General features: G+C 40.4%; 22 protein-coding genes, 1 tRNA gene and 2 rRNA genes. 5 read left to right on the top strand and 20 right to left on the bottom strand.

Features of this window, described 5'->3' with window-relative positions:
• Window positions 1-45: 45 nt before the first annotated feature.
• The 5 genes from K348_RS0111690 to K348_RS0111670 are packed head-to-tail and all read right to left on the bottom strand — an operon-like array spanning window position 46 to window position 4151.
• The gene (locus tag K348_RS0111690; RefSeq protein WP_029905133.1) at window positions 46-1197 is read right to left on the bottom strand and encodes a HAMP domain-containing sensor histidine kinase; all 1152 of its coding nucleotides are present in this window, start codon (window positions 1195-1197) and stop codon (window positions 46-48) included.
• A 59-nt stretch (window positions 1198-1256) separates the two neighbouring features.
• The gene (locus K348_RS0111685; protein WP_029905132.1) at window positions 1257-1835 is read right to left on the bottom strand and encodes a Maf-like protein; all 579 of its coding nucleotides are present in this window, start codon (window positions 1833-1835) and stop codon (window positions 1257-1259) included.
• Window positions 1835-2299: a methylated-DNA--[protein]-cysteine S-methyltransferase gene (locus K348_RS0111680; RefSeq protein ID WP_029905131.1), complete on the bottom strand. Its 465-nt coding sequence runs from the start codon at window positions 2297-2299 to the stop codon at window positions 1835-1837. The genes K348_RS0111685 and K348_RS0111680 overlap by 1 nt, the downstream gene beginning before the upstream one ends.
• Window positions 2247-3317, bottom strand: a complete 1071-nt coding sequence (locus tag K348_RS0111675) for a GNAT family N-acetyltransferase (protein ID WP_029905130.1) — start codon at window positions 3315-3317, stop codon at window positions 2247-2249. Before K348_RS0111675 ends, K348_RS0111680 begins: the two co-directional genes overlap by 53 nt.
• Before the next feature lie 3 nt (window positions 3318-3320).
• Window positions 3321-4151 (bottom strand): 1-acyl-sn-glycerol-3-phosphate acyltransferase, encoded by an 831-nt coding sequence (locus K348_RS0111670; RefSeq protein ID WP_029905129.1) that lies wholly within the window; start codon window positions 4149-4151, stop codon window positions 3321-3323.
• A gap of 147 nt (window positions 4152-4298) precedes the next feature.
• Between K348_RS0111670 and trxA the strand changes: the two genes are divergently transcribed.
• Window positions 4299-4733, top strand: a complete 435-nt coding sequence (gene trxA / locus K348_RS0111665; protein ID WP_029905128.1) for a thioredoxin — start codon at window positions 4299-4301, stop codon at window positions 4731-4733.
• On the opposite strand, the gene K348_RS0111660 is transcribed toward trxA, so the two are convergent.
• The 5 genes from K348_RS0111660 to K348_RS0111640 form a co-directional block, all read right to left on the bottom strand.
• Window positions 4726-5223 carry a CvpA family protein gene (locus K348_RS0111660; protein ID WP_029905127.1) on the bottom strand — a complete coding sequence of 166 codons (498 nt, stop codon included), beginning with the start codon at window positions 5221-5223 and terminating at the stop codon, window positions 4726-4728. The genes trxA and K348_RS0111660 overlap by 8 nt on opposite strands.
• Before the next feature lie 83 nt (window positions 5224-5306).
• Window positions 5307-5459: a 50S ribosomal protein L34 gene (rpmH, locus tag K348_RS19045; protein WP_081852563.1), complete on the bottom strand. Its 153-nt coding sequence runs from the start codon at window positions 5457-5459 to the stop codon at window positions 5307-5309.
• An 83-nt stretch (window positions 5460-5542) separates the two neighbouring features.
• The gene (locus tag K348_RS0111650; protein ID WP_029905126.1) at window positions 5543-6043 is read right to left on the bottom strand and encodes a dihydrofolate reductase; all 501 of its coding nucleotides are present in this window, start codon (window positions 6041-6043) and stop codon (window positions 5543-5545) included.
• Between the two features lie 2 nt (window positions 6044-6045).
• Window positions 6046-6504: a hypothetical protein gene (locus K348_RS0111645; protein ID WP_029905125.1), complete on the bottom strand. Its 459-nt coding sequence runs from the start codon at window positions 6502-6504 to the stop codon at window positions 6046-6048.
• 83 nt (window positions 6505-6587) lie between these two features.
• Window positions 6588-8036, bottom strand: coding sequence for a CCA tRNA nucleotidyltransferase (locus K348_RS0111640; RefSeq protein WP_029905124.1), 1449 nt, complete (start codon window positions 8034-8036; stop codon window positions 6588-6590).
• Between the two features lie 291 nt (window positions 8037-8327).
• Between K348_RS0111640 and K348_RS0111635 the strand changes: the two genes are divergently transcribed.
• Both K348_RS0111635 and K348_RS0111630 read left to right on the top strand, forming a co-directional pair.
• Window positions 8328-9170 carry a hypothetical protein gene (locus K348_RS0111635; protein WP_029905123.1) on the top strand — a complete coding sequence of 281 codons (843 nt, stop codon included), beginning with the start codon at window positions 8328-8330 and terminating at the stop codon, window positions 9168-9170.
• A 10-nt stretch (window positions 9171-9180) separates the two neighbouring features.
• A complete protein-coding gene (locus K348_RS0111630) occupies window positions 9181-9963 on the top strand; it encodes an NUDIX domain-containing protein (protein WP_029905122.1) in 783 nt (260 codons plus the stop codon).
• A gap of 71 nt (window positions 9964-10034) precedes the next feature.
• Here the strand turns inward: K348_RS0111630 and K348_RS0111625 are convergent, their stop codons facing one another.
• Window positions 10035-10745 (bottom strand): tol-pal system YbgF family protein, encoded by a 711-nt coding sequence (locus K348_RS0111625; protein WP_029905121.1) that lies wholly within the window; start codon window positions 10743-10745, stop codon window positions 10035-10037.
• Window positions 10746-10838: 93 nt separating this feature from the next.
• Window positions 10839-12116 carry a M64 family metallopeptidase gene (locus K348_RS0111620; protein WP_029905120.1) on the bottom strand — a complete coding sequence of 426 codons (1278 nt, stop codon included), beginning with the start codon at window positions 12114-12116 and terminating at the stop codon, window positions 10839-10841.
• 191 nt (window positions 12117-12307) lie between these two features.
• Here K348_RS0111620 and K348_RS0111615 point away from each other — a divergent pair, with 191 nt between their 5' ends.
• Window positions 12308-15049: a putative LPS assembly protein LptD gene (locus K348_RS0111615; protein ID WP_029905119.1), complete on the top strand. Its 2742-nt coding sequence runs from the start codon at window positions 12308-12310 to the stop codon at window positions 15047-15049.
• Window positions 15050-15116: 67 nt separating this feature from the next.
• The gene (locus tag K348_RS0111610) at window positions 15117-17780 is read left to right on the top strand and encodes a transglutaminase family protein (RefSeq protein WP_029905118.1); all 2664 of its coding nucleotides are present in this window, start codon (window positions 15117-15119) and stop codon (window positions 17778-17780) included.
• A 38-nt stretch (window positions 17781-17818) separates the two neighbouring features.
• On the opposite strand, the gene K348_RS0111605 is transcribed toward K348_RS0111610, so the two are convergent.
• The 8 genes from K348_RS0111605 to K348_RS0111570 all read right to left on the bottom strand — a co-directional run bounded on the left by K348_RS0111605 (window position 17819) and on the right by K348_RS0111570 (window position 25514).
• Window positions 17819-18055 carry a (4Fe-4S)-binding protein gene (locus tag K348_RS0111605; RefSeq protein WP_029905117.1) on the bottom strand — a complete coding sequence of 79 codons (237 nt, stop codon included), beginning with the start codon at window positions 18053-18055 and terminating at the stop codon, window positions 17819-17821.
• A 34-nt stretch (window positions 18056-18089) separates the two neighbouring features.
• Complete coding sequence (locus K348_RS0111600) at window positions 18090-18377, bottom strand: GNAT family N-acetyltransferase (RefSeq protein WP_029905116.1); 288 nt, start codon at window positions 18375-18377, stop codon at window positions 18090-18092.
• A gap of 58 nt (window positions 18378-18435) precedes the next feature.
• Window positions 18436-19629: a low temperature requirement protein A gene (locus tag K348_RS0111595; RefSeq protein ID WP_029905115.1), complete on the bottom strand. Its 1194-nt coding sequence runs from the start codon at window positions 19627-19629 to the stop codon at window positions 18436-18438.
• A gap of 126 nt (window positions 19630-19755) precedes the next feature.
• A protein-coding gene (prfB, locus tag K348_RS0111590) for a peptide chain release factor 2 (RefSeq protein WP_156032875.1) occupies window positions 19756-20869 on the bottom strand; the annotation gives its coding sequence in 2 pieces (ribosomal slippage) (window positions 19756-20805 and window positions 20807-20869; 1113 coding nt in all).
• Window positions 20870-20975: 106 nt separating this feature from the next.
• A complete protein-coding gene (locus tag K348_RS0111585; RefSeq protein ID WP_029905113.1) occupies window positions 20976-21890 on the bottom strand; it encodes a ThuA domain-containing protein in 915 nt (304 codons plus the stop codon).
• Window positions 21891-22037: 147 nt separating this feature from the next.
• A 5S ribosomal RNA gene (rrf, locus tag K348_RS0111580) occupies window positions 22038-22146 on the bottom strand.
• Window positions 22147-22312: 166 nt separating this feature from the next.
• Window positions 22313-25199, bottom strand: a 23S ribosomal RNA gene (locus K348_RS0111575).
• 240 nt (window positions 25200-25439) lie between these two features.
• Window positions 25440-25514: transfer RNA gene (locus K348_RS0111570), tRNA-Ala, on the bottom strand.
• Window positions 25515-25568: the final 54 nt, after the last annotated feature.

Below are 25568 nucleotides of genomic sequence, written 5' to 3'. Positions count from 1 at the left end.
AGAAAATAATCCGGTTATATCAGGGTACAAGCTATACAGAGGATGTTAATTAGCCCTTTTTAACTCAATACAGAAAGTTGTGCCAATACCCACTTCCGATGATTTTACATATATCCTGCCTTTGTGATACGATTCTATAATACGTTTAGCCAAAGATAGTCCAAGTCCCCACCCTCTGGCTTTAGTCGTATAGCCCGGATTAAATATAGATTTAAATTTCGACTTAGGTATTCCTTTCCCCGTATCCAAAATGTCGAGGCTTATCATCTTTCCTTTGGCTGATAAAGTATATATTATTTTTCCCTGTCCGCTCATCGCATCCACTGCGTTTTTCGTCAGGTTCTCTATTACCCAGCTTAACAACGGTTCGTTTACATTAACATAAACCGGTTCTGATAACAACCTTAGTTCAAATATTACTTTTTTCGATATACGTTTTTCAAGGTATATGATCGACTGCCTTACAATTTCATTCAGGTCTTTCTTCTCTAACGAAGGTGCGGAACCGATTTTTGAAAAACGGTCTGTAATCATTTGCAGGCGGTTCACATCTTTCTCCATATCGCCGACTATCGAAGAATCGGCCTCTTTAAGTTTCAGATATTCCAGCCATGCCAGAAGGGACGAAATAGGTGTGCCCAATTGGTGTGCCGTTTCTTTCGATAAGCCGACCCAAAGACGGTCTTGCTCCATCTTCATGGTAGTAAATAATGCAAAGAATGCCGTAATCATAAATATTATAAGTACACCCATCTGAATATATGGATACAATTGCAGCCGTTTTAATGTATAAGAATCATCGTAATAAACATACTGGTCGAAATCTTCAACATCAATAACAATAGCCGGATGCTTCTTTTCGAAGCTTTTCACTTTTTGTTTCAAGAATTCCTGATCATCTGTTCCCGATAATTCTATATTTGCAGAAGTATAGAAATTATCCTTTTTGTCGTATAATATGACTGGGATAGTCGTATTACTATTGAGGATATGCACTATCAGATTCATATTCTGATTCTCGGTATTACTGGCCATTTCTTTGGTGGCTTCAGCCCATATCTCTATCTTATTACGTTCTTCTTTGGAAAGGTCTTTTACCAGAAAATGTGAAACAATAAGAGAACCGAAAGCTATTACAATAGCCACCATAATAAAGATATAGCGCAACAGTACCCTATTGTTCTCAACTATTTTCATGCAATAAAGATAAGTCTTTTATTCTTTAACGCATTTTCGGACGAAAAAAATATTGATTGTCAGAACTTTTTCAATTCCTGATATAAACGTTGTATGGGCAGACCCATTATATTAAAATAAGAACCGGATATATATTCTACCGCAATATAACCTATCCATTCCTGCACACCGTATGCTCCGGCTTTATCCAGTGGTTTGTATTTGTTTACATAATATTCAATTTCGTCTTCTTCAAGCTTAGCAAACCTGACTTCAGATGAAACACCGAAAGCCTGTTGCTTTTCGCTTGTTGTAATACAGACTCCCGTAACTACAAGATGAGTTTTGCCGGATAAGTCACGCAGCATCTGTTTAGCCTCATCTTCATCGACAGGCTTGCCGTATACTTTACCCTCAAGTAAAACGATTGTATCGGCAGTAATAAGTAGCGTATTTTCTTTAAGATGATCTTTGTATGCCTCCGCCTTTTCTTTCGATATGTATATCGCTATCTCTTCCCCCTGCAGACTTTCAGGGTAGGATTCATCTATATCTGGAAGTGTTTTGATTTCATAACTGACATCCAGCCCCGAAAGCAGTTCTTTTCTTCGGGGCGAATTAGATGCCAGTATTATGTTGTACTTAGATAAGTCGAGCATTAAAACAAGCTTTTTTGCCGGCTTTCCAGATCGAGCAGCTTCTTTTTCATTTCCAGACCGTAGGCATATCCGCCCAGTGATCCTCCTTCATTTACCACTCGGTGGCAAGGCACGATAATAGCAATATTATTCTTCCCGTTTGCAGAGCCTACAGCACGGCATCCGTTAGGTGAACCGATACTCGATGCCTCTGCCTTATATGATACGGTTTCGCCATATGGTATTGTGGAAAGATATTCCCATGCCTTTTGCTGAAATGGAGTGCCTGCCTGTTTCAATGGAAGGTCGAAATCTTTTCGTGTGCCTGCAAAGTATTCATTCAATTGTTTTACCGCTTCATCCAATACCGGTGTTGACGCACTTTGTTGTTCCGGCATTTGTGAAATTACCCTCAATGCTGATATATAACCGTCAGTTTCTTCTAGTTCTATTACTCCTACGGGAGATTGTAAAAAAGCCTTCATTTTTCTTTTTTGTTTTTGGTTTATCATCGTACTTCGACCAGCTCCAGTTTATCATCTGGCGCAGTCTTTTAAGGAATCGCTTCGAAGGCTTATCTCTCAGATACGATTCGATATGCCTCTTCTTCTTTTCTTCCAGTATTTCATCTACATTGATGAGAATCCCTGTCTCTTCCACGTTTCCGAAAGTATCGTTAACCGCAGTACCGAATACCTTCATCTGTGGCGAAAGACTCATGTAAGCATTTACCAAAGGTGGTATGTTCAGTCCGAGTTTGCGAACCGAAGTGTTCAATATCTTATAATCGGCTTTAAATGTATCTTCATCGAATAAGCGTATAAGTTTTTTCTCCTCTGTTTCTATATGAAGCGCCTGCTTAGGCCATACCAGCCTGTCAGGGTCAGGGAAATATTTACTGAGAAAATACAGTATCATATCGCGTGCCTGTGTATTGTATGTATCGTACATAGTCACTTTCCCGAAAAAATATTTCATCGACGGGTCGGCAACTGATAAGGCACCTAATCCGTCCCACAGATTATCCAGCGCAAAGATGCCTTTCGATCCGGCAAGAGTAGACTGATATTCCAGTGTTACAAACGACCTTCCTAGCTCGAATGTATAGGGCAGATATTCCTTTATAAACTTCTTAGAGAAGTGAAACAAATGCGATGTAGCCAGTATCGGCTCCCCGTTGTCATCGAAACAGATATCGGGCCCGCAAATAAAGCGATAGCCACCTATAATCTCCTCTGCATCAGGATTCCATACAATCAGCTGTTTATATGGGTTATCCATGGTATCGTATTCATCGATATCAGTAGATTTTCCGGTACCTCCTCCATAATAGCGGAACGCGATTTCCCGTAGGCGACCAATCTCCAGCATCACATTCGGCGAATTGTGATGCGTCACTATATATATTTCGTTATTGGCCTTATTGGTATGCCTAAGACGCTTGTCCTTTGTCAATTCGGCCCTGAGAAGGTTTTTATCTACCGGTGCTATAATGGCTTCCATTTGTTACCTTTTTGATTTCGCTAAGTTATATGATTTTTCCTTTACATATTCCGCCCATTGAGATGCATTTCTTGAATCGTCAAAAAATGTATAGGGAATAGGCTCTCCGAATATAATTGAAAATTCATTATTCTTATTCTTAAACATTTCATCAGGCAGAAAGATCAATTCTATATTGAATTTTATGCCAAGCTTCTTTCTTATATTTGCAAATCTATAAAAGAAATTTGAATTTTTCCCATCAAAATAGACAGGTACAATATCTCTTTTAGATTCGATCGCCTTCAATATAAAATTTTTCTGCCACTGCAAGTCGTATATTCTACCTTTTTCTCTGCGCGAACAAATGCCAGCAGGAAAAGTTATTATCTGGTCGTCCGACTCGTAGGCTTCATTAAGTGTGACGGTAGCCTGTTTTGACTGACGCCCGTATTTATTTACAGGTAGAAATATAGGTTGCAGGTTCCTGATAAAATATAACACATCGTTCACTACATATTTTATCTTCTTATCATATTTCTCACCAATCACAGCAGAAAGACAGATACCATCGAGGCCACCTAAAGGATGATTGGATGCGAAAATAAAACGTCCGTCTTTCGGTATATCGTCGAGGCCTTCTACATTTAGGGTCAGATTGAAATAGCCTACTACCGAAGTCATAAAGTCTACCCCTTCCCTGTCTGCATATATTCTCAGTATCTCGTTCAATTCATCGATATGAATCTTACGTTTCAGATAATTTATAACAAAGCGCGGTATCTTGTTATAAATTTTCGGAGCCTTTTCTTCCAGTATTTTATCTAAATCCAGTATAAGTGGTTCGCGATCCATTTCTGAAATTTGAGATGAAACACAAAATTAATTGATTTTGAGATATTATTAACTCAAAAAATTAATAAATAGTCATAACGCATGCATTTTAATTGATTCTACCTATTATATTTGTACCTTAATTATTAATATAAAACAGTTAGATAGATGAATAACAGAATATTATTTCCATTTTTAAGTATAGTATTATCCCTGTTTATACTAAGCAGCAACTCTCTTTTTGCAGCTACCGAGGATGAACCGAAAGACAAAAACCTGATTGTTACCCTCTCGGCCGCAAACTACGATAGTGAAACTGCAAAAGGCCTTGTCTTTGTAGATTTCTGGGCTGCATGGTGCGGTCCTTGCCGCCGTATGGCTCCTATATTGGATGAACTTTCTAAAGAGTATAAGAGCTCTCTGAAAGTGGGCAAATTAAATGTAGACAATTATAAAAAATTTTCTATCGACAAGGGAATTCAGGGATTGCCAACTATTGTTGTATATAAAGACGGAAAAGAAGTAGACAGAATTGTAGGATTGGTATCCAAAAGCAAATTGGTAGAAGCAATCGAAAAATATACAGCAAAGAAGACTAATTGATCCAGTCGAAACGGAGATAAGGAATTACAGTCTTTGCTATTTCGGTTACAAGGGGATATGTGTGAGAATTTTCACGAATATCCTCTTTTATTATTTTCTTATCCTGATCGAATTCAACCAAAAGATTTAGCAGTATACTAAAGACAACAAGCCATTTAGCTGCGCAAAATATGGCTCCAGCCAGCCTATTGAGTGTCGACATCTGTAAAGCATCCACAAATTTATTCACCAGCTTTCCGGCAAAAAACAAGGCAATCAGGATAATGATAAAAGCTATGATGTAAGATAACGGCCCGATAATATGTGGCGAACCATCGATAAATGAGATCAGCCATGGAGCGATATATTCCGAAAGCTTTCCGGCAAAGATAGCCCCAAGTATAATCCCTGCAAGAGAAGCGATCTGCATCACCAATCCCGAGAAAAAACCTTTCACCAGCGTTACCAGTATAAGAATCACAACAACTATATCGAACCAGTTCAATGTCATACCAATGGTCTATAAACAACAAAAGTAAGAATTAATACTAATTCCTACTCTGTATGCTTAAGCAAAATGTTTTTTATAAACTATTATTTGCTGTATTCGTCAGAAACTGAAAGTTTAGCTCTTCCTTTGGCCCTGCGTGCTGCAAGCACTCTGCGTCCGTTTGCAGTAGCCATTCTTGAGCGAAAACCATGTTTATTTTTTCTCTTTCTGTTTGATGGTTGAAAAGTTCTTTTCATCGCTGTATGTATTTTCTGTTATTATTTCTTTCCTCAGTTTCGGGTTGCAAAAATAGGATGTTTATTTAATATAAGCAAGGATATTAACGTTTTATTTTCTCGAAAGTTATAAAACTATATGCATACTTGTGCTTCTCATCGGTCTGATGATCTTCCCTTGCGACTTCTTTCCATGTTAAAGAATCAACCTGTGGAAAAAAAGTATCTGCACCTTCAAATATATGGTGTATACGGGTAAGGTATAGTTTATTGGCAATCCTCATAGCTTCTTTGTATATACTCCCGCCACCGATGAAGAAAATCTCAGGTTCTCCTTCGCATAACTTTATAGCTTCGGCAAGTGAAGAAACCATTTCACAACGGTCGAATTGCAATTCCCTATTCCGAGTTATTACAATATTTCTTCTGTTAGGCAAAGCGCCTTTTGGTAACGATTCGAAAGTCTTACGCCCCATGATAACAGGATGCCCATCTGTAACCTTTTTGAAATATTTCAAATCGTTAGGCAGATGGCAAAGCAGGTTGTTATCCTTGCCGATCGCATTGTTTTCGTCTGCTGCAACTATAATTGATTTTATCGTCATATTCACTTTTTCTTTTTAAAACCAACCGGAATCTTTAGTACATCCGAGTCGTACATATTTATATATAGAATAACTTCTTTTTCAAGGCCTTTATGCATAACGCTGTATTTATCGAGAAGTCCGCCATCGTCAAACAAACCATTTTTTGTCTTGAAGTTGCAACAACTGCCTATTCTGGTATATGTTATCGGTTCACCATCCGGCCCCATCAATGCATTCAGGAATCTCCTTTCATTCAATGGCCCGCTTCCTCCGGCACTGCCTACCATTATCGGATTTTCTTCAGTATATCCATATGTAGGATCTTCGCTGTATACATCTACGACGAAAGTCTGATCGTTCAATAATTCCTGTTCCACTTTAGGGCTTCCGTATGTTCCCCATCCTTTTTTAGCCGTTTGTTTGGATGAACTGCATGCTGTCAATAACAACAATGTCAGAATAAAAGTAATTGTTCTCATAGTATTGTCTCTTAGATTTAATTGATATTGTTCTCCTAATAAAGAGGCAAATCTACATATAAATCCACAATAATACATAAAATTTACTTTGATTTCGGTTCCAAACCTATTTTTTTAGCCTTATCTATCAGGTATTTATAAGCCGCATCATACTCATTAGCAATAGCACCGTCCAAAATAGCATCTTTGATAGATGATTTCAACCTGCCTACTTCTACACCCGGCGTAAGTCCGAATATTTCCATAATTTCTTCCCCTCCAATCGGCGGCTGAAAGTTACGGACATGGTCTTTTTCCTCTATATCTTTTAGTTTTTCGCGGACGATTTCAAAATTTCGCAGATAACGGCGGACTTTCTCCGGATTTTTAGATGTTATATCAGCCTGACAAAGGGTCATCAAATCGTCTATATCATCACCTGCTTCGAAAAGGAGACGACGCACAGCCGAGTCGGTAATATCTTCATCGACTAGTACCTGAGGGCGCATATGAAGCCCTACCATTTTTTGTACATACTTCATTTTCTCATTCATCGGCAGTTTCATCCTGCGGAATATGCCCGGAACCATTTTCTCTCCGATAAAGTTATGATTGTGGAATGTCCAGCCCAGCTTTTTATCGAAGCGTTTCGTCGCAGGCTTGGCAATATCGTGAAGGATTGCCGCCCAACGAAGCCACAGATTATCTGTTTTCAGGGCAATATTATCCAGCACGATGAGCGTATGATAAAAATTATCCTTATGCCCTATGCCTTCTTTTGTTTCAGCACCTTTAAGGGCGACCAACTCGGGAAATATAATCGAAAGCAAACCAGTCTGGTCTAATTGTAAAAATCCGACAGACGGCTTCGGGGACAATACTATTTTGTTGAGTTCATCTATAATACGTTCAGAAGAGATGATAGCAATACGGTCTTTATTCCGGGTGATTGCATCGAATGTATCCGCCTCTATATCGAAACCCAATTGAGAAGAGAAACGGATAGCCCGCATCATACGCAACGGGTCGTCACTAAAAGTAATATCCGGGTCGAGAGGTGTACGGATAATAAGATTCGCCATATCCTGCAATCCTCCGAACGGGTCTAAAAGTTCGCCGAACCGCTCTTTATTGAGACAGACAGCTAAGGCATTGATTGTAAAATCACGGCGGTTCTGATCGTCCTCCAGTGTACCGTCTTCTACTACCGGTTTGCGGGAATCGCGTTGATAAGATTCGCGACGGGCACCAACAAATTCTATCTCAGTATCTTTAAATTTGATTTGTGCCGTACCAAAATTCTTAAAAACCGAAAGGCTTACTTTAGGCCCCAGCTCCTTAGCGACAGCCTTAGCTAGTTCTATACCCTTGCCTACCGTTACAATATCTATATCTTTCGACGGGCGGTGCAGGAATATATCTCGTACATATCCCCCGATTGCATAACATTCGAGCTGCATATTATCGGCCACACGGGAAATTGTTTCGAATATTTTACCGGAAAATTTCTGTACCAGTTCTTTTTCTATTTCAGAATCGTTGTCGTATATCATTTTCAATGAGAAAGCCTCTATTTATTGAAGTTGCAAAGATAATAAATACATATACAATTTCATTACCCATAAAAGTATACCTTAGAAAAGAAATAACTGTTACATAAAAAACATTTCTCCTTTTTTGGTGTTAAATGTATAGGAATAATAGTTTTTTTGATGTATTTTTAATAACATAAATATAAATTATTAGAGAATAATTCTGCGAAAATCAAAATAATTTGTAATTTGGTGCACAATTACAAAAGATTACCCAGAATATTTTCTCTAAATAACATTAGAGTACATCCTATGCAGAATTATTTTAGAAATACAATGGTGTTTCTCTTTGTCTTTTTACTTGCATGCGGGCCAAAAGATGATGGAGCCAAGCTGCGTTTAGACTCAGCCCGCGCTTTCTATGCCAATAAAGAATACCAACTGGCAAAGCAGGAAATAGACAGCCTGAAAATATTATATCCTAAAGCATTTGATCAGATTCGTGCCGGACTGGCTTTTCTGGACACGATAAGAAGAGGTGAAAATATGCAGACAATCACCGAATGCGATTCTTTGGTAGCGGCATATCAGCCGACACTGGAAAAAATGAAATCCCTTTTTTCTTATCAGAGAAACAAGCAATATCAGGAAACAGGATCATATATTCCCAAGGAAAGTGTAACAGGGGGTGTTATTACAGGAACAATGCTTCGCTCGGGTGTAGGCGAAGACGGAGTCTTATACATTGAGAGTGTCTTTACGGGATCGAAACAAAAGCATAATCAGATAAAAATATCAGCCAAGGACGGCTCTTTTGTACAATCACTACCGGTAAATGACGACGGTCTGAATTACAGATTCTCGAACATGGGTAAAGAATACGAAATTATTCGTTTTGCGGGGGCGAACGAAAACGGGATGGCTAAATTTATATTCACAAATACAAATATTCCTTTAAGTGTAACGCTTGAAGGACAAGGGAAATATACATATACCTTGTCACAAACTACAAAATCCGCTATTTCAAAATCTTTTCAGTTATCAACGATGATGCTTCAGCTCGACAGCCTGAAAACGGCCAAAGAAAAAGCTGAATACCACATCTACTACCTCGACAACAAGAAAGATAAGAATGCGGATGATGTCGTCAAATGAGAAAATTATTATGGAAAAAGAGAAAGTGCCTGTTGATACTATAGATCAGGATCCGGATATTTTCATTCCGAACGTTTCTGTAGACTGTATCATATTAGGTTTTCATGCGGGCAGCCTGAAAGTATTATTATCCAAATTCAAGGTGAGCGACAAATGGATGCTCCCCGGCGGATTTGTGGCAAAAGATGAAGATCCCGATGAATCGGCAAAGCGCGTCTTGAGAGAAAAGACAGGCCTTAACGATATATATCTGAAACAATTCTATTTCTTTGGAAAGAAAGGCCGTATAGGCCTCGACGAAAATGTAGAAATGCTGAAGCGTTCAAAACTTAATCATGATAAAGTAAACTGGCCTCTGGACCGCTTTATCAGCCTTGGATACTACGCTTTGGTAAAATACAACGAAGTAACATTACAGGCAGATGAAGAATATGAAGAAGCCGCATGGTTCGACATAAACCAGATGCCGGAACTGTATGCAGACCACAAGGAAATAATAGACACGGCTACTTTTACAATTCGCCGGCAAATAGGGTTCGTACCTGTAGGTTACGAATTGCTTCCCGAGAAGTTTACCATGCCTGAATTGAGATGCATATATGAAGCGATACTCGGACGGCCTATCGACAGGAGGAATTTTCAGCGCAAAATGTTATCGATAGGATATATTCAGCCCTTGAATGAAACCCGCAAGGTAGGAGCTCACAAATCGCCTAATCTTTATACTTTCATAAAAGAGAAATATGACGAAGCTGAACGTTTCGGAATACAGGTTATGAGCAATAACTTCTAAATAATAAAATCTAAATAAAAAAAGGGTATCGCACTGATACCCTTTTTTGTTTTATCTAATTTCGCTCATAATCATTTTGCACCTGCTTTGAGCAGATTTGCTTCTTCTATATATTTATCCGCTTCGTATGCAATTGCAGAATTCATATATTTATTTTTTACCAGCGTAAATGTTTCTATTACTTTATCGTACTTGCCCTGATTTCTGTAGATAAGACCAGCTTTCTTATACAATATCGGGCTTTGGGCAGGATTATCTACACCCTTTGCAGCTTTTATATAATATGAAACAGCATCGTCTTCCTTACCTGTATTGCTAAGACAATCTCCGATAGTCCCGTTTACCAGTTGAGAAATGATTTTATCACTGCCGCTGAATCCTTTCAGATATTCCAGCGCATTGTCATACTTACCGAGATTTGCATAACAGATACCTGCATACATTTTAGCAAGGTTTCCGGCATCGGTAGAACCGTAATCACTGATAATAGATTCGAATCCTACATAACCGTTTGCATCTCCGTATAGAGCAAGGGAATCCTGTCCTAAACGGTAATATTGTTCTCCTTTAAACATAGCAACCTGAGCTTCATGGTTTCTCGGCCCCTGATAGAAATGTCTGAAAGCCAGAAATCCACTGACTACCACAACAACAATTCCAATACCGATCAATAATTGTTTTTGGTATTTTTCAATAAAATGCTCCGACTCGCGAACTGCACTGTCTATTTTTTCCCAGTCTTTCTCTTCTCGTAATTCTGCTTGTTTCTTTTTAGAAGACATTGTATTATAAATTATATTTTGTTTATTCTCAAAATTAGCAGCGACAAAAATAGCGGTTTTATCCTTATAAATAAAATCTTAACTGTGTTTTTTTCACTCAGTATAAAATTTTACAAGCTGTTCGATAGCATTCTGGCATACAGGACAAAAATCTTTGCAGGTATTTGTCTTCATCCTACAATCGACGGCAGGACGGTAAATGCCTTTTGCTGAATAACCTGCACCTTCATAAACACCTACTTTATATTTATCCCCCTTTTTTACATCAGTAGGTACGGGAGTTCCCGCTTTCAGCATCTTTTCCCACTTGGAAGAGAAATCTACAAGCGTAGTAATATTAAACTCCCACGGTTCCACATCATGGCTATATGTATTATCCAATACATCGCTCTCATAGAAATACTCATCGGCAAGTCCCGCAAAACTATGCCCGAACTCATGGACCACAACAGGCTTGAAGCCTTCATGGCCGGTTGTTGTCAAGGTATAAGAATTGAAAATCCCGCCGCCGCCATATACATCTGTATTAGCCAATATAATGATATGGGCATATGGTATACCAGCAATTGCATCGTGGATATCTTTCACATGTGTTGTAGTCAGATACCTGTCTGAATAGAATGTATCGAAATGCGAATGAAATGCAGTGCTATTCCATTTACCTTCGCGCGGCACACTCACACCCGAATCTTCCGAGACTGTTTCTATCGCATAGAAATTAAATTTATCCTTTAAATTATTAAATGGTGTATGATTGAAAATTTGTTTACATGCAATTTTGGCATATTCCCTGAATTTTCCCATTTCATCCGCTTTAAATCCTTCGGCCAGTATAGCTACATTAACGCACTTGCTGACTTCTCCACCCTGATGAATGAGAGTATAAGCCGGAAGATTTTTCAAACCTTTTTTTTTGATTAATATATCATTCGGATCTACGACATGCTTAATTGCTGATGTATATTTCCCAGTTTTATCACGTAAACTAATTTCGATAATCACTTTTCCCTTCGGGAAAGGCACTAAAAATGTATTTTCGAAGCTTTTCCTTACATTTCCGGCTTCAGGTGTTGTCTGCCATTCCGAGAACAAGGTACTGAAAGCATCCATATAAATACATTCGCCACTCTTTTCATCGCTTATTTTAATCTGCCCGTTACCTTTCCATTGTAATTGCGACAAATTGCTGCGGCGTCCTGCCCATTGTGGCAATTGATTAAGTTGATCGAGCGATACGGTCTGAGAAGCTGCATCTCCCGAAAATACATAGTCGATACGTAACGCATTATCAATAAAATAGTTGTCGAAGTTTTGGGCCTGTATTTCTGCAGAAAAAAGAAAAACAGCAATGGCAAGTAAAAAATATTTCATAGTCAGATCCGTTAAATGAATAACAAAGATAAAAAATATATAGATAAATATCTGTAAACGGTGCAATAACTACAAAGCACAAATATGAAGGCCAAGTATAAAAATTTAAACTTTTTTTGATTTTTCATATTCTGCTTTCATGTTTAATTGATTAGCTTTGCATCCGAATACATAAGCATGAAGTTTTGTAGATGAGCAAAATTCGTATTTGTACATACATATTTCTATGTATATTGTTCTCTGTGCCTTTTCTAGGTGCACAATATGCCTATACAAAACATCGTGCCTTCCAGTCGCTGTATATTAACGATACTCTTCCACGGCTGAAGAACGATTCTCTCCCTATGAATGATTCTCTGCGCTTACAAAGCGATTCGTTACCGCAGGATTCTACCAAACAAAAAAATGCATTGGATGCCATAGTAGATTATTCCGCTAACGACTCGGTTGTCTTGTTATCCAGCAACTGGGGTTATCTATATGGCGATGCAGAAGTAAAATATACTGAAATAACCTTAAAAGGCGAAAAATTATCCATGAATATGGACAGTAGCCTTTTATATGCAACATACGGGCTCGACTCGATAGGTGAAGAATTCGGATACCCTATATTTTCGGACGGCGGAACAGATTATGAGTCGAAAGACATGAAGTATAACTTCAAGACAAAGAAAGGATATATTACAAATGTAATCACTACGCAGGGTGAAGGCTACGTAATAGCCGGAAAAGCAAAGAAACAGGAAGATAATTCTTTCTTTATGCTCGACGGTAAATATACCACCTGCGACGATCACGAACACCCCCACTTCTATCTTGCCCTGACCAAAGCGAAAGTAAAGCCTAAAAAGAATGTGGTAACGGGGCCGGCCTATCTGGTTATCGAAGGGTTACCTCTCCCGCTCGGGCTTCCTTTCGGATTCTTTCCTTTTTCCGACAAGTATTCATCCGGGGTTATTATGCCATCCTATGGAGATGAAATGGACAGGGGGTTTAACCTGCACGACGGAGGATACTATTTCGCTATCAACGATAATATAGACCTTGCCCTAACAGGCGATATATACACAAAAGGATCGTGGGGCCTGAAAGCGCGTTCATCATACCGGAAGCGTTACAAATATTCGGGATCTTTCGATATAAACTATCTGTATAATAAATACGGTGAAAAAGACATAGACCAAACCATAAATAAAGATTTGGCTATCAACTGGACACATTCGCAAGATCCGAAAGCGAATATGTTCCGGACATTGTCGGCCAGTGTAAACTTCGCCACCAGTTCATACAACCATAATAGCCTAGACAATAGATACATACCAAGAGGAACAAGCAATACAAAAGGTTCGAGTGTGAGCCTTACGCAGCGCATCCCTAATTCGCCATGGAGTTTCGCTGCAACGATGAATGTCGCACAACGTAGTCAGGACTCTTCTATATCGATGACATTGCCGAATCTGACAGTAACGATGAGCCGTATCGCTCCTTTCAAAAGGAAAGAAGCTGCCGGCTCGGAACGTTGGTACGAAAAAATTCAAATGAGTTATACCGGAGATTTCCGTAACAGTATCGATACTAAAGAAAATCTGTTGTTCAAATCGAATTTGAAAAAAGACTGGAATAATGCGATGAAGCATTACATCCCTATATCGGCTACTTTCAGTGCCTTTAATTATCTGAATATCACCCCGTCAATCAACTATACCGAACGCTGGTATACCCGCAAAATACAGCATCAATGGAATCCTGAAACAAATTCGCACAGAAGCATGCCGGGAGATACTACCTATTCATTTAAGCGGGTCTACGACTTCAATGCTGCTTTAAGCTTCCAGACAAAACTATACGGCGAATATGTGCCTATCTTTTCTAAAACAACACGAATCAGGCACGTTTTCACACCCAGTATCGGCTTTAGCTATGCCCCTGATTTCAGTGATCCGATGTTTGGATTCTATGAAAGATATAAATACTACGATTCGCAGGGGCATGAAATGGAGCATGTCTATTCCCCTTATTCGCAGGGCATGTTCGGAACAGCTCCAATGGGGGCATCGGGAATGATTTCCTTTAGTTTTGAGAATAATCTGGAAATGAAAGTAGCTTCAGAGAAAGATTCCACCGGATTTAAGAAGATAAGCCTGATTGACAACTTAAGTATAAACTTCAACCATAATCTGATGGCAGACTCCCTGAAATGGAGCGATATTGCCGTCAATGCCCGATTTAAATTCAGTAAATCCTTCGTCGTAAACATTGGGGCGGCATTCGACCCTTATATGTACGGACTGGATAAATACGGCAACCCGACTAAGGTGGATAAACTCCGTATCAGCCATGGTAAAGGTATCGGAAAGTTGAAGAGTACAGGATATTCTATCTCGCCGTCAATCAATCAGGATACCTTCAAGAAACTATTTGGAAGAGACGAAGGTAAAGATAAAAAACAAGGGGATAGTACCTCGGATACTGATGATCCGGATGCCGAACCGGGAGAGCAGAAGAGAGGTAGTCTGATGGAGAAGAAAAAGGATGATAACCAATATGATGAAGACGGTTATATAAAGAATGAGGTAAAATGGAATCTTGCATTCAACTTCTCTATGAACTACAGCTACGGACGCTTCGACTACGATGAAATGGAATATAAAGGGCGAGTTACTAAGAATTTCGGGCTTAGCGGAAGTATACAACCGACAAGAAACTGGAATTTTAACTTCAATACCAGCTACGATTTCGATCAGAAGAAAATAGCATATATGAGTTGTAATCTTACTCGTAACCTCCACTGTTGGTCAATAACCGCCAGTTTTAACCCTGTAGGCCAATATAAATCATATTATGTATCGCTGCGGGCAAGTTCCTCGCTGCTCCAAGACCTCAAGTATGAAAACAGAGGTCGATCTTCTGCTTACGATCCCAACTGGGATTAATATTATTATTTTTGTCTTTTTGAGTTAAAAGGCCGTTATATCTGAAACCCTTAATTAACCGATAGATATGAAAAGAATCAGCTTCCAATCTATTTTTATTTCTCTAATCCTCTTATTCTCTTATTCGTGTACTAAATCCGATTCTCATTTTCTGAAAGATGAAAAATACAGGGAAGAAGTACATCAGCAATTCCTTGACAGAAAAGAACTGGCTGCCGGACGCAGCGAACAGCTTTTTTCTGTTTTAGACAGACAGGATTTAACTATAGAACAGAAAGAAGCTTTAGAATTCCTATATGCATATATGCCGTTATCCGATCTTGCCGACTACGACGGAGAGTTTTTCCTCGGACAGGTGGATGCTGCATTCAAAGCGCGTGAATATTTTGATTGGGGTAAAAAAATTCCGGACGATATATTCCGCCATTTTGTATTGGTATACCGTGTAAATAACGAAAACCTCGATACAGCCCGTCAGGTATTCTTCGAAGAACTGAAAGACAGGGTAAAAAACCTGACAATGGAACAGGCCGTACTTGAAGTTAATCACTGGTGCCACGAAAAAGTAACATACAGAGGAACTGACGGGCGCACTTCCGCGCCTCTCGCATTAGCAAAAACATCTTGGGGCAGATGTGGAGAAGAGTCTACATTTACTACTGCTGCACTGCGTGCCGTAGGTATTCCTGCCCGCCAGTGTTATACACCACGCTGGGTACATACCGATGACAATCATGCGTGGGTGGAAGCATGGGTAGACGCCAAATGGCATTATATCGGGGCCTGTGAACCCGAACCTGAACTTGATGTAGCGTGGTTCTCAGCACCTGTGAAACGGGCGATGATGGTACATACAAACGTTTTCGGACTATATAACGGGCCTGAGGAGAAGAATGTACAGACAAATCTGTATTCTATTATTAATCTGTTAGGGAATTATACAGCTACACGGGATGTGAAAGTAAAAGTGGTAGATGAAGCAGGTAAAGTTGTCGACGATGCCACTGTGAAATTTAATGTATATAACTATGCCGAGTTTTATCCGATTGCAACCGTTGTTACAAAAGATGACGGCACAGCATCCATAATATCAGGCATGGGAGACTTACTCGTATGGGCAAATAAGGGTGATACATACGGCTATGCCAAATCATCGATGAATTCGGGAGAAATAACTGTTACGCTGAATAATATACGAGGAAAAGAATTCGAAGAAAACCTGATAATGGAAGCTCCTGCACAACAGTCTGTGAAAGAACTATCAGCTGAAAAGATTGCTGAGAACGCCAAGCGCCTTGCATATGAAGATTCTATCCGCAATGCTTATATGAAAACATTCATCAAAGAGGTAGACGCCCGTAAATTCGCTGCAGAAAACAATCTGAATCCGGATAAGACATGGAATTATCTTTCGAAAGCACAGGGTAATTGGGAAGATATCATGAGTTTCATGCAAGAGAAGAAAAACAATTATTACCTCTATTCATTTATAGAATCATTGAAAGATAAAGACCTGAGAGACACGCCAAAAGAATATCTTACCGATCATCTGTGGACGGCTGACGATGGCTTGGATGCGAGTAAAATAACCAGTTTCCATATCAGATATGCACAGTATATTTTATCTCCACGTATAAGTCTGGAACTGATACGCCCGTGGCGGAGTTTCTTCAAAAAAGAACTGACCGAAGATTTTATTGACAAATCGCGTTCCGATATTCAGACAGTAATAGACTTTGTCCGTAATAATGTAAAAGTTGACGATGAACAGAACTATTTCAAATGTCCGGTATCTCCGCAAGGTGTGTATGAGTTAAAAGTCGCTGATAAATATTCACGTGATATATTTTTTGTTGCCCTTTGCCGCTCTATGGATATCCTTACGCGAATTGATCCTGCTACCGGACGGCCTCAATACCTCAGGGCCGAAGATAATCTATGGACAGATGTATATTTCGATGAAAAAGCATCTGAGAAACCCAAAGCGACTATTACCTTCACCAATGCAAGAGATAATATCGTAAAGCCGGGTTACTATAGCCATTTCACCATTGCCCGCTTTGAGAATGGAAATTTTGTAACCCTCGATTACGAAAACGAAATTAAGAATCTTCCGGCAAAAATAACCGTAGATGAAGGTTACTATCGTGTGATGACAGGCAGCAGGGGCAATGACGGTTCGGTAACAATAAATACGCGTTACTTCGAAGTGAAAGGGAAAGACAGCAAAACGGTTGAAATCGCTTTACCTAAAGTTGAAGGACGTATTCAGGTACAAGGAATAGTAGATCCGAATACTGTGGTTACACTAAACGACGGAACTAGTAAATCACTGAAAGAACTTACGAATAAGAAAGGATTGGTAATTTGTTTCGCCGACCCTGATAAAGAACCGACTAAACACATCTTGCAAGACCTTCCGGCCGTACAGCAGTCAATTGAAGAATGGGGAGGCGGTATTTTATTTGCCATACCTGACGATAAGTTAAGCAAAGCTTTCGATGCATCTGTATTCAAAGGACTACCTAAACAATCACTGTGGATGACGGATAATAACAGAGCATTGCTGAATAATGTTGCAAGGGCGTTACAGATTGATTTTTCGAATAATTTCCCTCTCACAATCTATTTGTCCACCAATGGAGGAATCCTTTATTCCTCGCAAGGCTACAGGATAGGAATAGGGGAGAGTATTATAAAAACGATCGAAGAAGAGAAGAAGACTAAATAGAAAATAAAAAGGCAATTCAATATGAATTGCCTTTTTATTTATATACTTTCTTGCTCCGGTTCGTTATTCATTCTATATCTCAATGCTCCCGAAGGGCACATCTTTATCTGAGCTATCAATTGCTCGGTTGTTGCATTCTGCGGTTTTACCCACGGTCTTTCATTCGGATTATAGACCTGCGGCAATGTCCTAACACAAATGCCTGAATGCTGGCATATTTCGGGCCTCCATATGACAGTGACTTCACCGTTGGTGTATTCAATTTTCTTTTCCATGTTTCGTTTTGTATTATTTAGTTGATCTTAAATTCTATCCTCGAATTACCAGACGCCTCCAATCGGGATGCCTGTCTATATATGCTGCTACGAACGGGCACAACGGCACCAAACGCAGACTTTTAGTATCAATATCTTCTAAAACCTTCTTTACTAATTGGCTACCAACACCTTGTCCTTCGAGGTCTACAGGGACTTCGGTATGAGTAAGATAGATTTCGCCATTGTTAGTTTTTATATATTCTATCTTAGGAAGGTATCCGTCGACATGAAATTCATATTGATTTTCATCAACATTATCTATTAGATCATAATTTTTCATTGCTGATATTTATTTCAGTTTGTTACTTATTTGTTAACAATCCCGAAAGGTAATTTGTTTAGTGTGCATTCTTCTTCTCCCTGTTCTTTCTCGAATCTACGATCTCATAAATGCTAATAAAGACAAATATCGATACAGATAATGCGTTGGCTACAATAAGATTAAAAAAAGGACTCAATGGGATCATTAGCAACAAGGCAAAAACCGCTATAATATGTGATTTTATTATACTATGGCAAGTAAACCATCTGTATACCATATTCGCTAACAAGTAAATTACCGGGCCGATAATTACCACAAAAACGGCCCCCATAGACATATGTCCTAATGGATGGTTTACAACCAGTTCGTCACCTACAGCACACAAAATCAATGCACCTACCAGTATTACATGTATCGAATGATATTTTAAACCGAGCAAACCGGGATTATCTACTTTCATTATCTTCTCCGCACCTGCCTCACTACTGCTGTCAAAATATATCCACCACATAGCCAGACTGCTTATAAACGATATTAGTGCCGCCAATACGATCGGCGTAGTCCATACTTCTATTTCACTTAAGGATGCTCCCGACATCAATATTGTTTCACCAAAAGCTATAATAACAAACAACTGACTGCGTTCAGCCAGATGATGTCCGTCTATAGTCCAGTCTGTCTTGGAATAGGAACGCCCCAGAAAAGGCAGATAAAAACCGAACATCGGAGCAGTATAATCGCAGATTACGGCAATCGCCCAGAATAGCAAACGCATCTCACTTTCCTCAAATGCCCCGATTATCCAAAATACAGCTGAAATAATAAACCAGCCGAAGATACGTGTATAATTAGGGGTCAGTTGATGCTTTCTTCCAAGCATGAAAAGTATTGAACCTGTTCGTCCTACCTGAATGGCAACATAACATAAAGCAAAAATCCATCCCCTTTCCCCGAATGCTTCCGGAATAGCTGCTGCCACAATTAGCCCCAGCATCATAAGCACAAATAAGATAGCCCGGATACTTCGTATGTTAGGATCGAACCAGTTTGTCATCCATGTGGTATGCTGCCAGCCCAGCCATACAGCAAACCACAGTACCGTACTTTGCAGGAAACCCGTAACATTAAGATGGTGTAACAGATAATGAGATAACTGGGTGACGGCGAATACATAAATCAAATCGAAAAGCAATTCCGAGAACGAAACCGTAGCTATGCCTTCACCGCGTTTGCGAAGGAGGGAATGAGAAGTATGCGAAGATTGAGACATATAATTCCTGCCGTTATTTTATAAGTTATATTATAAACGGCAGTCAATTATTTTTGTTCGAAAAAGATAAAAAAGAAAGAGCAGATCTTTTTCAAAATCTGCCCTTAATTTATATTTAGATTGGTATTAAGCTTCTCCGCCAAATTCCATAAGATAGGCCTTTATAAAATCATCCAGATCTCCATCCATCACAGCATTAACATTAGATGTCTGGTAATTTGTACGATGATCTTTTACTCGGCGATCGTCAAATACATAACTGCGTATTTGTGAACCCCATTCTATCTTTTTCTTTCCGGCTTCTACTTTCGATTGTTCGCGGCTGCGCCTTTCCAATTCCATCTCATACAACTGAGACTTCAACAAACGGATAGCATTATCTTTATTTCCGAACTGGGAGCGACTCTCCGTGTTTTCAATTACAATCTCTTTATCTTCTCCTGTTTCAGGGTCTTTGTATTTATAATGCAAACGTACTCCTGTTTCCACCTTATTTACATTTTGCCCCCCCGCACCGCTGGAACGGAATGTATCCCACGTGATATCCGATTGATTGACTTCAATCTCGATAGAATCGTCCACCAATGGCACCACAAATACAGAAGCAAAGGATGTCATACGCTTACCCTGTGCATTGAAAGGAGATACACGTACCAGACGATGTACACCGTTCTCTGACTTTAAGTAGCCATAGGCATAGTCGCCTTCTACCTGTAATGTAGCTGTTTTGATTCCGGCTTCGTCACCGTCCTGCCAGTTGGTAATGGTTGTTTTATATCCTTTCGATTCGCACCAGCGTTGGTACATACGAAATAGCATAGAAGACCAATCCTGTCCTTCAGTTCCACCGGCGCCACTGTTTATTTTTAATACTGCCCCAAGCTTATCTTCTTCACGACGGAGCATATTTTTCAACTCCAGATTCTCCACCAGTTTGAGGGCATTTTCATATGCAAGGTCTACTTCTTCTTCCGAAGTTATTCCTTCTTTCTGAAAATCAAATGCAAGCTGCAGTTCTTCTGTCGCACCCTTTACTTCATTATATCCTTCCAGCCATCCTTTAATCCCGCGGATAACTTTCGTTTGGGCTTCAGCAGATTTGGCATCGTCCCAAAAACCGGGAGCGTGAGTTCTTAATTCCTCTTCTTCGAGTTGTATTTTTTTCGCATCGACGTCAAAGATGCCTCCTTAACGCATCCTCGCGTTCCAACACTTCTTTGAGCTGGTCTGTTGTAATCATAAATTACCTTTTAAGTTATTATTAATTCGAGGTGCAAATTTATGAAAAAAGACCGAGCAGGCAATTTTAAGTATATAAAATAACGATATCAATAAGGGTTTTCATTTCAAGGTGCTTTATAATCTTTTCTGAAACTTGCGGATGTAGCTGTTGGAAAATCTTTTGGAACAGGTTGTGTAACTTTGCCTGTTGCCGCCCATTCACTGCCCCGAAGCAGTAAAACCTGAAATCCTGTGCACTGCATGGAAGGGTTATTTTCAGGACTATCACCTGCATGTCCGAGCATAATATGGAATATTTTTCCTTTGCCGTATTCTACGGTAAATATAAGCGGTTCCTCTCTGTCCGAACCTCCCAGAGACGGCTCGGAATAAGCGGTATATAATAAATCTTTAATATCACCGGGACCGCGCATCCGGTCATATAATTCATCTTTACCATGTTTCCATTTAGGAGGCAGACCCTTTACAATCGGATGTTTTGTATTCCTAGCATTCAGGACATATTCGCTTTGCTGTCCATGCGATCCTCCAACCCCGGGAGAATTATCTCTTACAAGTTTATTATCTTTCCAGTATACCCAAGGGCCTGAAGATTCATTACGATTATTCCATCCACCCAAAGCAATTATTTTATTAAATTCCACCCAATCAGTAAAAGCATTATTTGCAGCATGATATACCACTACTCCTCCTCCATTACGGACATATTCCAAAAATCGGTCTTGTGTAGTCTTAGGCCAGTTATCACCGTTATAATCAAGGACAACCAGTTGATATGGAGAAAAGTCTATAATATAATTATTCATTTTTTCACCATGTTTGGGAGAAATTGAAAAATCAACAGTAAATAATCCGGAATTTTCCATAATATTCTTCAGAACAACATGGCTTACCTGCCAGTTATGATTATTTTGTCCGGTTATTATCAGCGCTTTAATAGGCGCTGTAGCAAAAGTAGATAGGGCTATAAAAAATGAAAAGACAAATAGTAAAAACTTTCTATGGGCAAATATTTTCATATGATAAAGATTTAGTTTCTACAAATATAAGAAATTCATTAAGACATTGCTATCTTAAACCTTTTCTTTGTAGAAGGATAAACTCCAATATGAGACTTTATATATAACAAAGAAGGGAGTTCTTAATAGAACTCCCTTCTCGATTTAAAACGGCGGCAACCTACTCTCCCGCTTTCGCAGTACCATCGGCACGACCGGGCTTAACTTCTCTGTTCGGAATGGGAAGAGGTGGAACCCCGGTGTTATAACCACCTGAATAACATGCAATTAATAATTATCAATGAACAATTAATAATTATCAATCGTGTATGTTAACACGATGTAAAAGAGTAAGTAAAGGTTCGATTATGATTATCTGTTCAAACCGTTGTTTTGTCCTGGGCTGCTAGCTAATGGCTTTGGGCTATAAGCTAACAGCTCCTTTTAGAAAGCGTCCGGGCAATTAGTACTACTCGGCTATGACATTGCTGCCTTTACACCTGTAGCCTATCTAGGTCGTAGTCTACAACCACCCTTAATGGATATCTTATCTTGAGGCCGGCTTCGTACTTAGATGCTTTCAGCACTTATCCGATCCGCACTTAGCTACCCGGCGATGCTCCTGGCGGAACAACCGGTGAACCAGGGGTGCGTCCAACACGGTCCTCTCGTACTAGTGTCAGATCCCCGCAAATATCCCGCGCCCACGATAGATAGAGACCGAACTGTCTCACGACGTTCTGAACCCAGCTCGCGTGCCACTTTAATGGGCGAACAGCCCAACCCTTGGGACCTGCTCCAGCCCCAGGATGTGACGAGCCGACATCGAGGTGCCAAACCATTCCGTCGATATGAGCTCTTGGGAATGATCAGCCTGTTATCCCCGGAGTACCTTTTATCCTTTGAGCGATGGCCATTCCATACTGAAACCACCGGATCACTATGCTCTAGTTTCCTACCTGTTCGGCTTGTGAGCCTCTCAGTCAAGCGTGCTTATACCATTACACTCTGCCGACGGTTACCAATCGTCGTGAGCACACCTTTAGAAGCCTCCGTTACTCTTTTGGAGGCGACCACCCCAGTCAAACTACCCACCATACACTGTTCCCGCAACTGCGGGTTAGACGTCAAACAATCAAAGGGCCGTATTTCAAGGGTGGCTCCACAAACACTGGCGTGCCTGCTTCACGGCCTCCGGCCTATCCTACACATCAAGTGCCCAACGTCAATGTAAAGCTATAGTAAAGGTTCACGGGGTCTTTTCGTCCCATCGCGGGTAATCGGCATCTTCACCGATACTACAATTTCACCGAGATCACAGTTGAGACAGTGAGAAGATCATTACACCATTCGTGCAGGTCGGAACTTACCCGACAAGGAATTTCGCTACCTTAGGACCGTTATAGTTACGGCCGCCGTTTACTGGGGCTTCAATTCAAAGCTTCTGACCCGAAAGCCATGACTTCTCCTCTTAACCTTCCAGCACCGGGCAGGTGTCAGACTGTATACTTCTTCTTTCAAATTTGCACAGCCATGTGTTTTTGTTAAACAGTTGCCTTCTCCTATTCTCTGCGGCCGACCTTTCAGCCGGCACCCTTTATCCCGAAGTTACAGGGTCATTTTGCCTAATTCCTTAACTGTGAATCGCTCGAGCGCCTTAGTATTTTCAACCCGACTACGTGTGTCCGTTTGTGGTACGGGTGCTAGACAGATTAGCGTTTAGCGGTTTTTCTAGGCAGTCTGTTTACCTGTATTATCTACGCTCCCGAAGGATTGTAGTACTATCAGTTTCAACTCTCCCGGCGGATTTGCCTACCGGAATCAACGTCTACTTCCTTTAACCAAGTAATCCGTCACTTGGCAACAGTGTCACTCCTGCGTCCCCACTTCACTCTGTATAACAGTACCGGAATATTAACCGGTTCGTCCATCGGCTTCGCCGTTCGGCTACACCTTAGGGCCCGACTTACCCTGATCCGATTAGCGTTGATCAGGAAACCTTAGTCTTTCGGCGAGGAGGTTTCTCACCTCCTTTATCGTTACTTATACCTACATTTGCTTTTCCACACGCTCCAGTAAAGCTTACGCTTTGCCTTCAAGGCGGAGTGGAATGCTCCCCTACCGATAATATTTTATCCCATAGCTTCGGTAACATGTTTATGCCCGATTATTATCCACGCACGACCACTCGACTAGTGAGCTGTTACGCACTCTTTAAATGAATGGCTGCTTCCAAGCCAACATCCTAGCTGTCTTGGTAGTCATACTTCGTTAATTCAACTGAACATGTATTTGGGGACCTTAGCTGATGGTCTGGGTTCTTTCCCTCTCGGACATGGACCTTAGCACCCATGCCCTCACTCCCGGTAATCACTTATGCCCATTCGGAGTTTATCTGGACTTGATAGGCGGCGAAGCCCTCGCATCCAATCAGTCGCTCTACCTGACATAAGTTATAAGCCGAGGCTGCACCTAAATGCATTTCGGGGAGTACGAGCTATCTCCAAGTTTGATTAGCCTTTCACCCCTACCCTCAGGTCATCCGAAAGCTTTTCAACGCTTACCGGTTCGGTCCTCCAGTTAGTGTTACCTAACCTTCAACCTGCCCAAGGGTAGATCACTTGGTTTCGCGTCTACTCCTACTGACTAAAATCGCCCTGTTAAGACTTGCTTTCGCTTCGGCTCGGAACTTCCTAGTTCTTAACCTTGCCAGTAAGAGTAACTCGTAGGTTCATTATGCAAAAGGCACGCCGTCACACTTACGTGCTCCGACCGCTTGTAGGCACATGGTTTCAGGGTCTGTTTCACTCCTCTGTTCGAGGTGCTTTTCACCTTTCCCTCACGGTACTGGTTCACTATCGGTCTCTCAGGAGTATTTAGCCTTACGGGATGGTCCCCGCAGATTCACACAGGATTTCTCGTGTCCCGCGCTACTCAGGATACTGCTAGGCTTACTGTCGGAGTCGTATACGGATTGTCACCCTCTGTGATCGTTTTTTCCAAAACGTTCTACTTCCAACAGGTCGTGCCACGACGCAGTCCTACAACCCCAATAATGCCTAAACATTATTGGTTTGGGCTCTTCCCGGTTCGCTCGCCACTACTTCGGGAATCATTTTTATTTTCTTTTCCTCCGGGTACTTAGATGTTTCAGTTCCCCGGGTTAGCTCACTGATTAATCAGTGTAGTAACTTCTTCAGTTACTTGGGTTGCCCCATTCGGAGATCCGGGATCAAAGTTATTTGCACTTCCCCAGCTTTTCGCAGCTTATCACTCCTTCTTCGCCTCTGAGAGCCTAGGCATCCCCCATGTGCCCTTTCCTACTTTCTTTATTCTTTTTTCAAAACAGTTACAAGTTACAGGTTACAGGTTACAAGTACTGATACTTGTTAGCTGTTAACTGCAAGCTGTTTAACTGGTTTGTGGGTTTGAGAAGATTATTTCTAATCTTTCTTTACTTGCTCTTGTTTTACATCATGTCAAAGATCTTCTTTTTAGTTACAAGTTACGGGTTACAAGTTACGAGTGATAATACTCTTTATTCATAATCCTTAATTCATAATTAATCTGTGGAGATAATAACGGATTCGAAACGTTGACCCCTGCGTGCAAGGCAGGTGCTCTAGCCAGCTGTGAGCTAATCCCCGGTTTGTCAATTAGCTAATTGGTACATTTGCTAATTGCGATGCTATCGCATCG

This window comes from Prevotella sp. 10(H) (assembly GCF_000711235.1).
Classification (GTDB): domain Bacteria; phylum Bacteroidota; class Bacteroidia; order Bacteroidales; family Dysgonomonadaceae; genus Dysgonomonas.
Note: the sequence above shows the minus strand (reverse complement) of the source record. Positions and strands in the feature narration are given on the sequence as shown.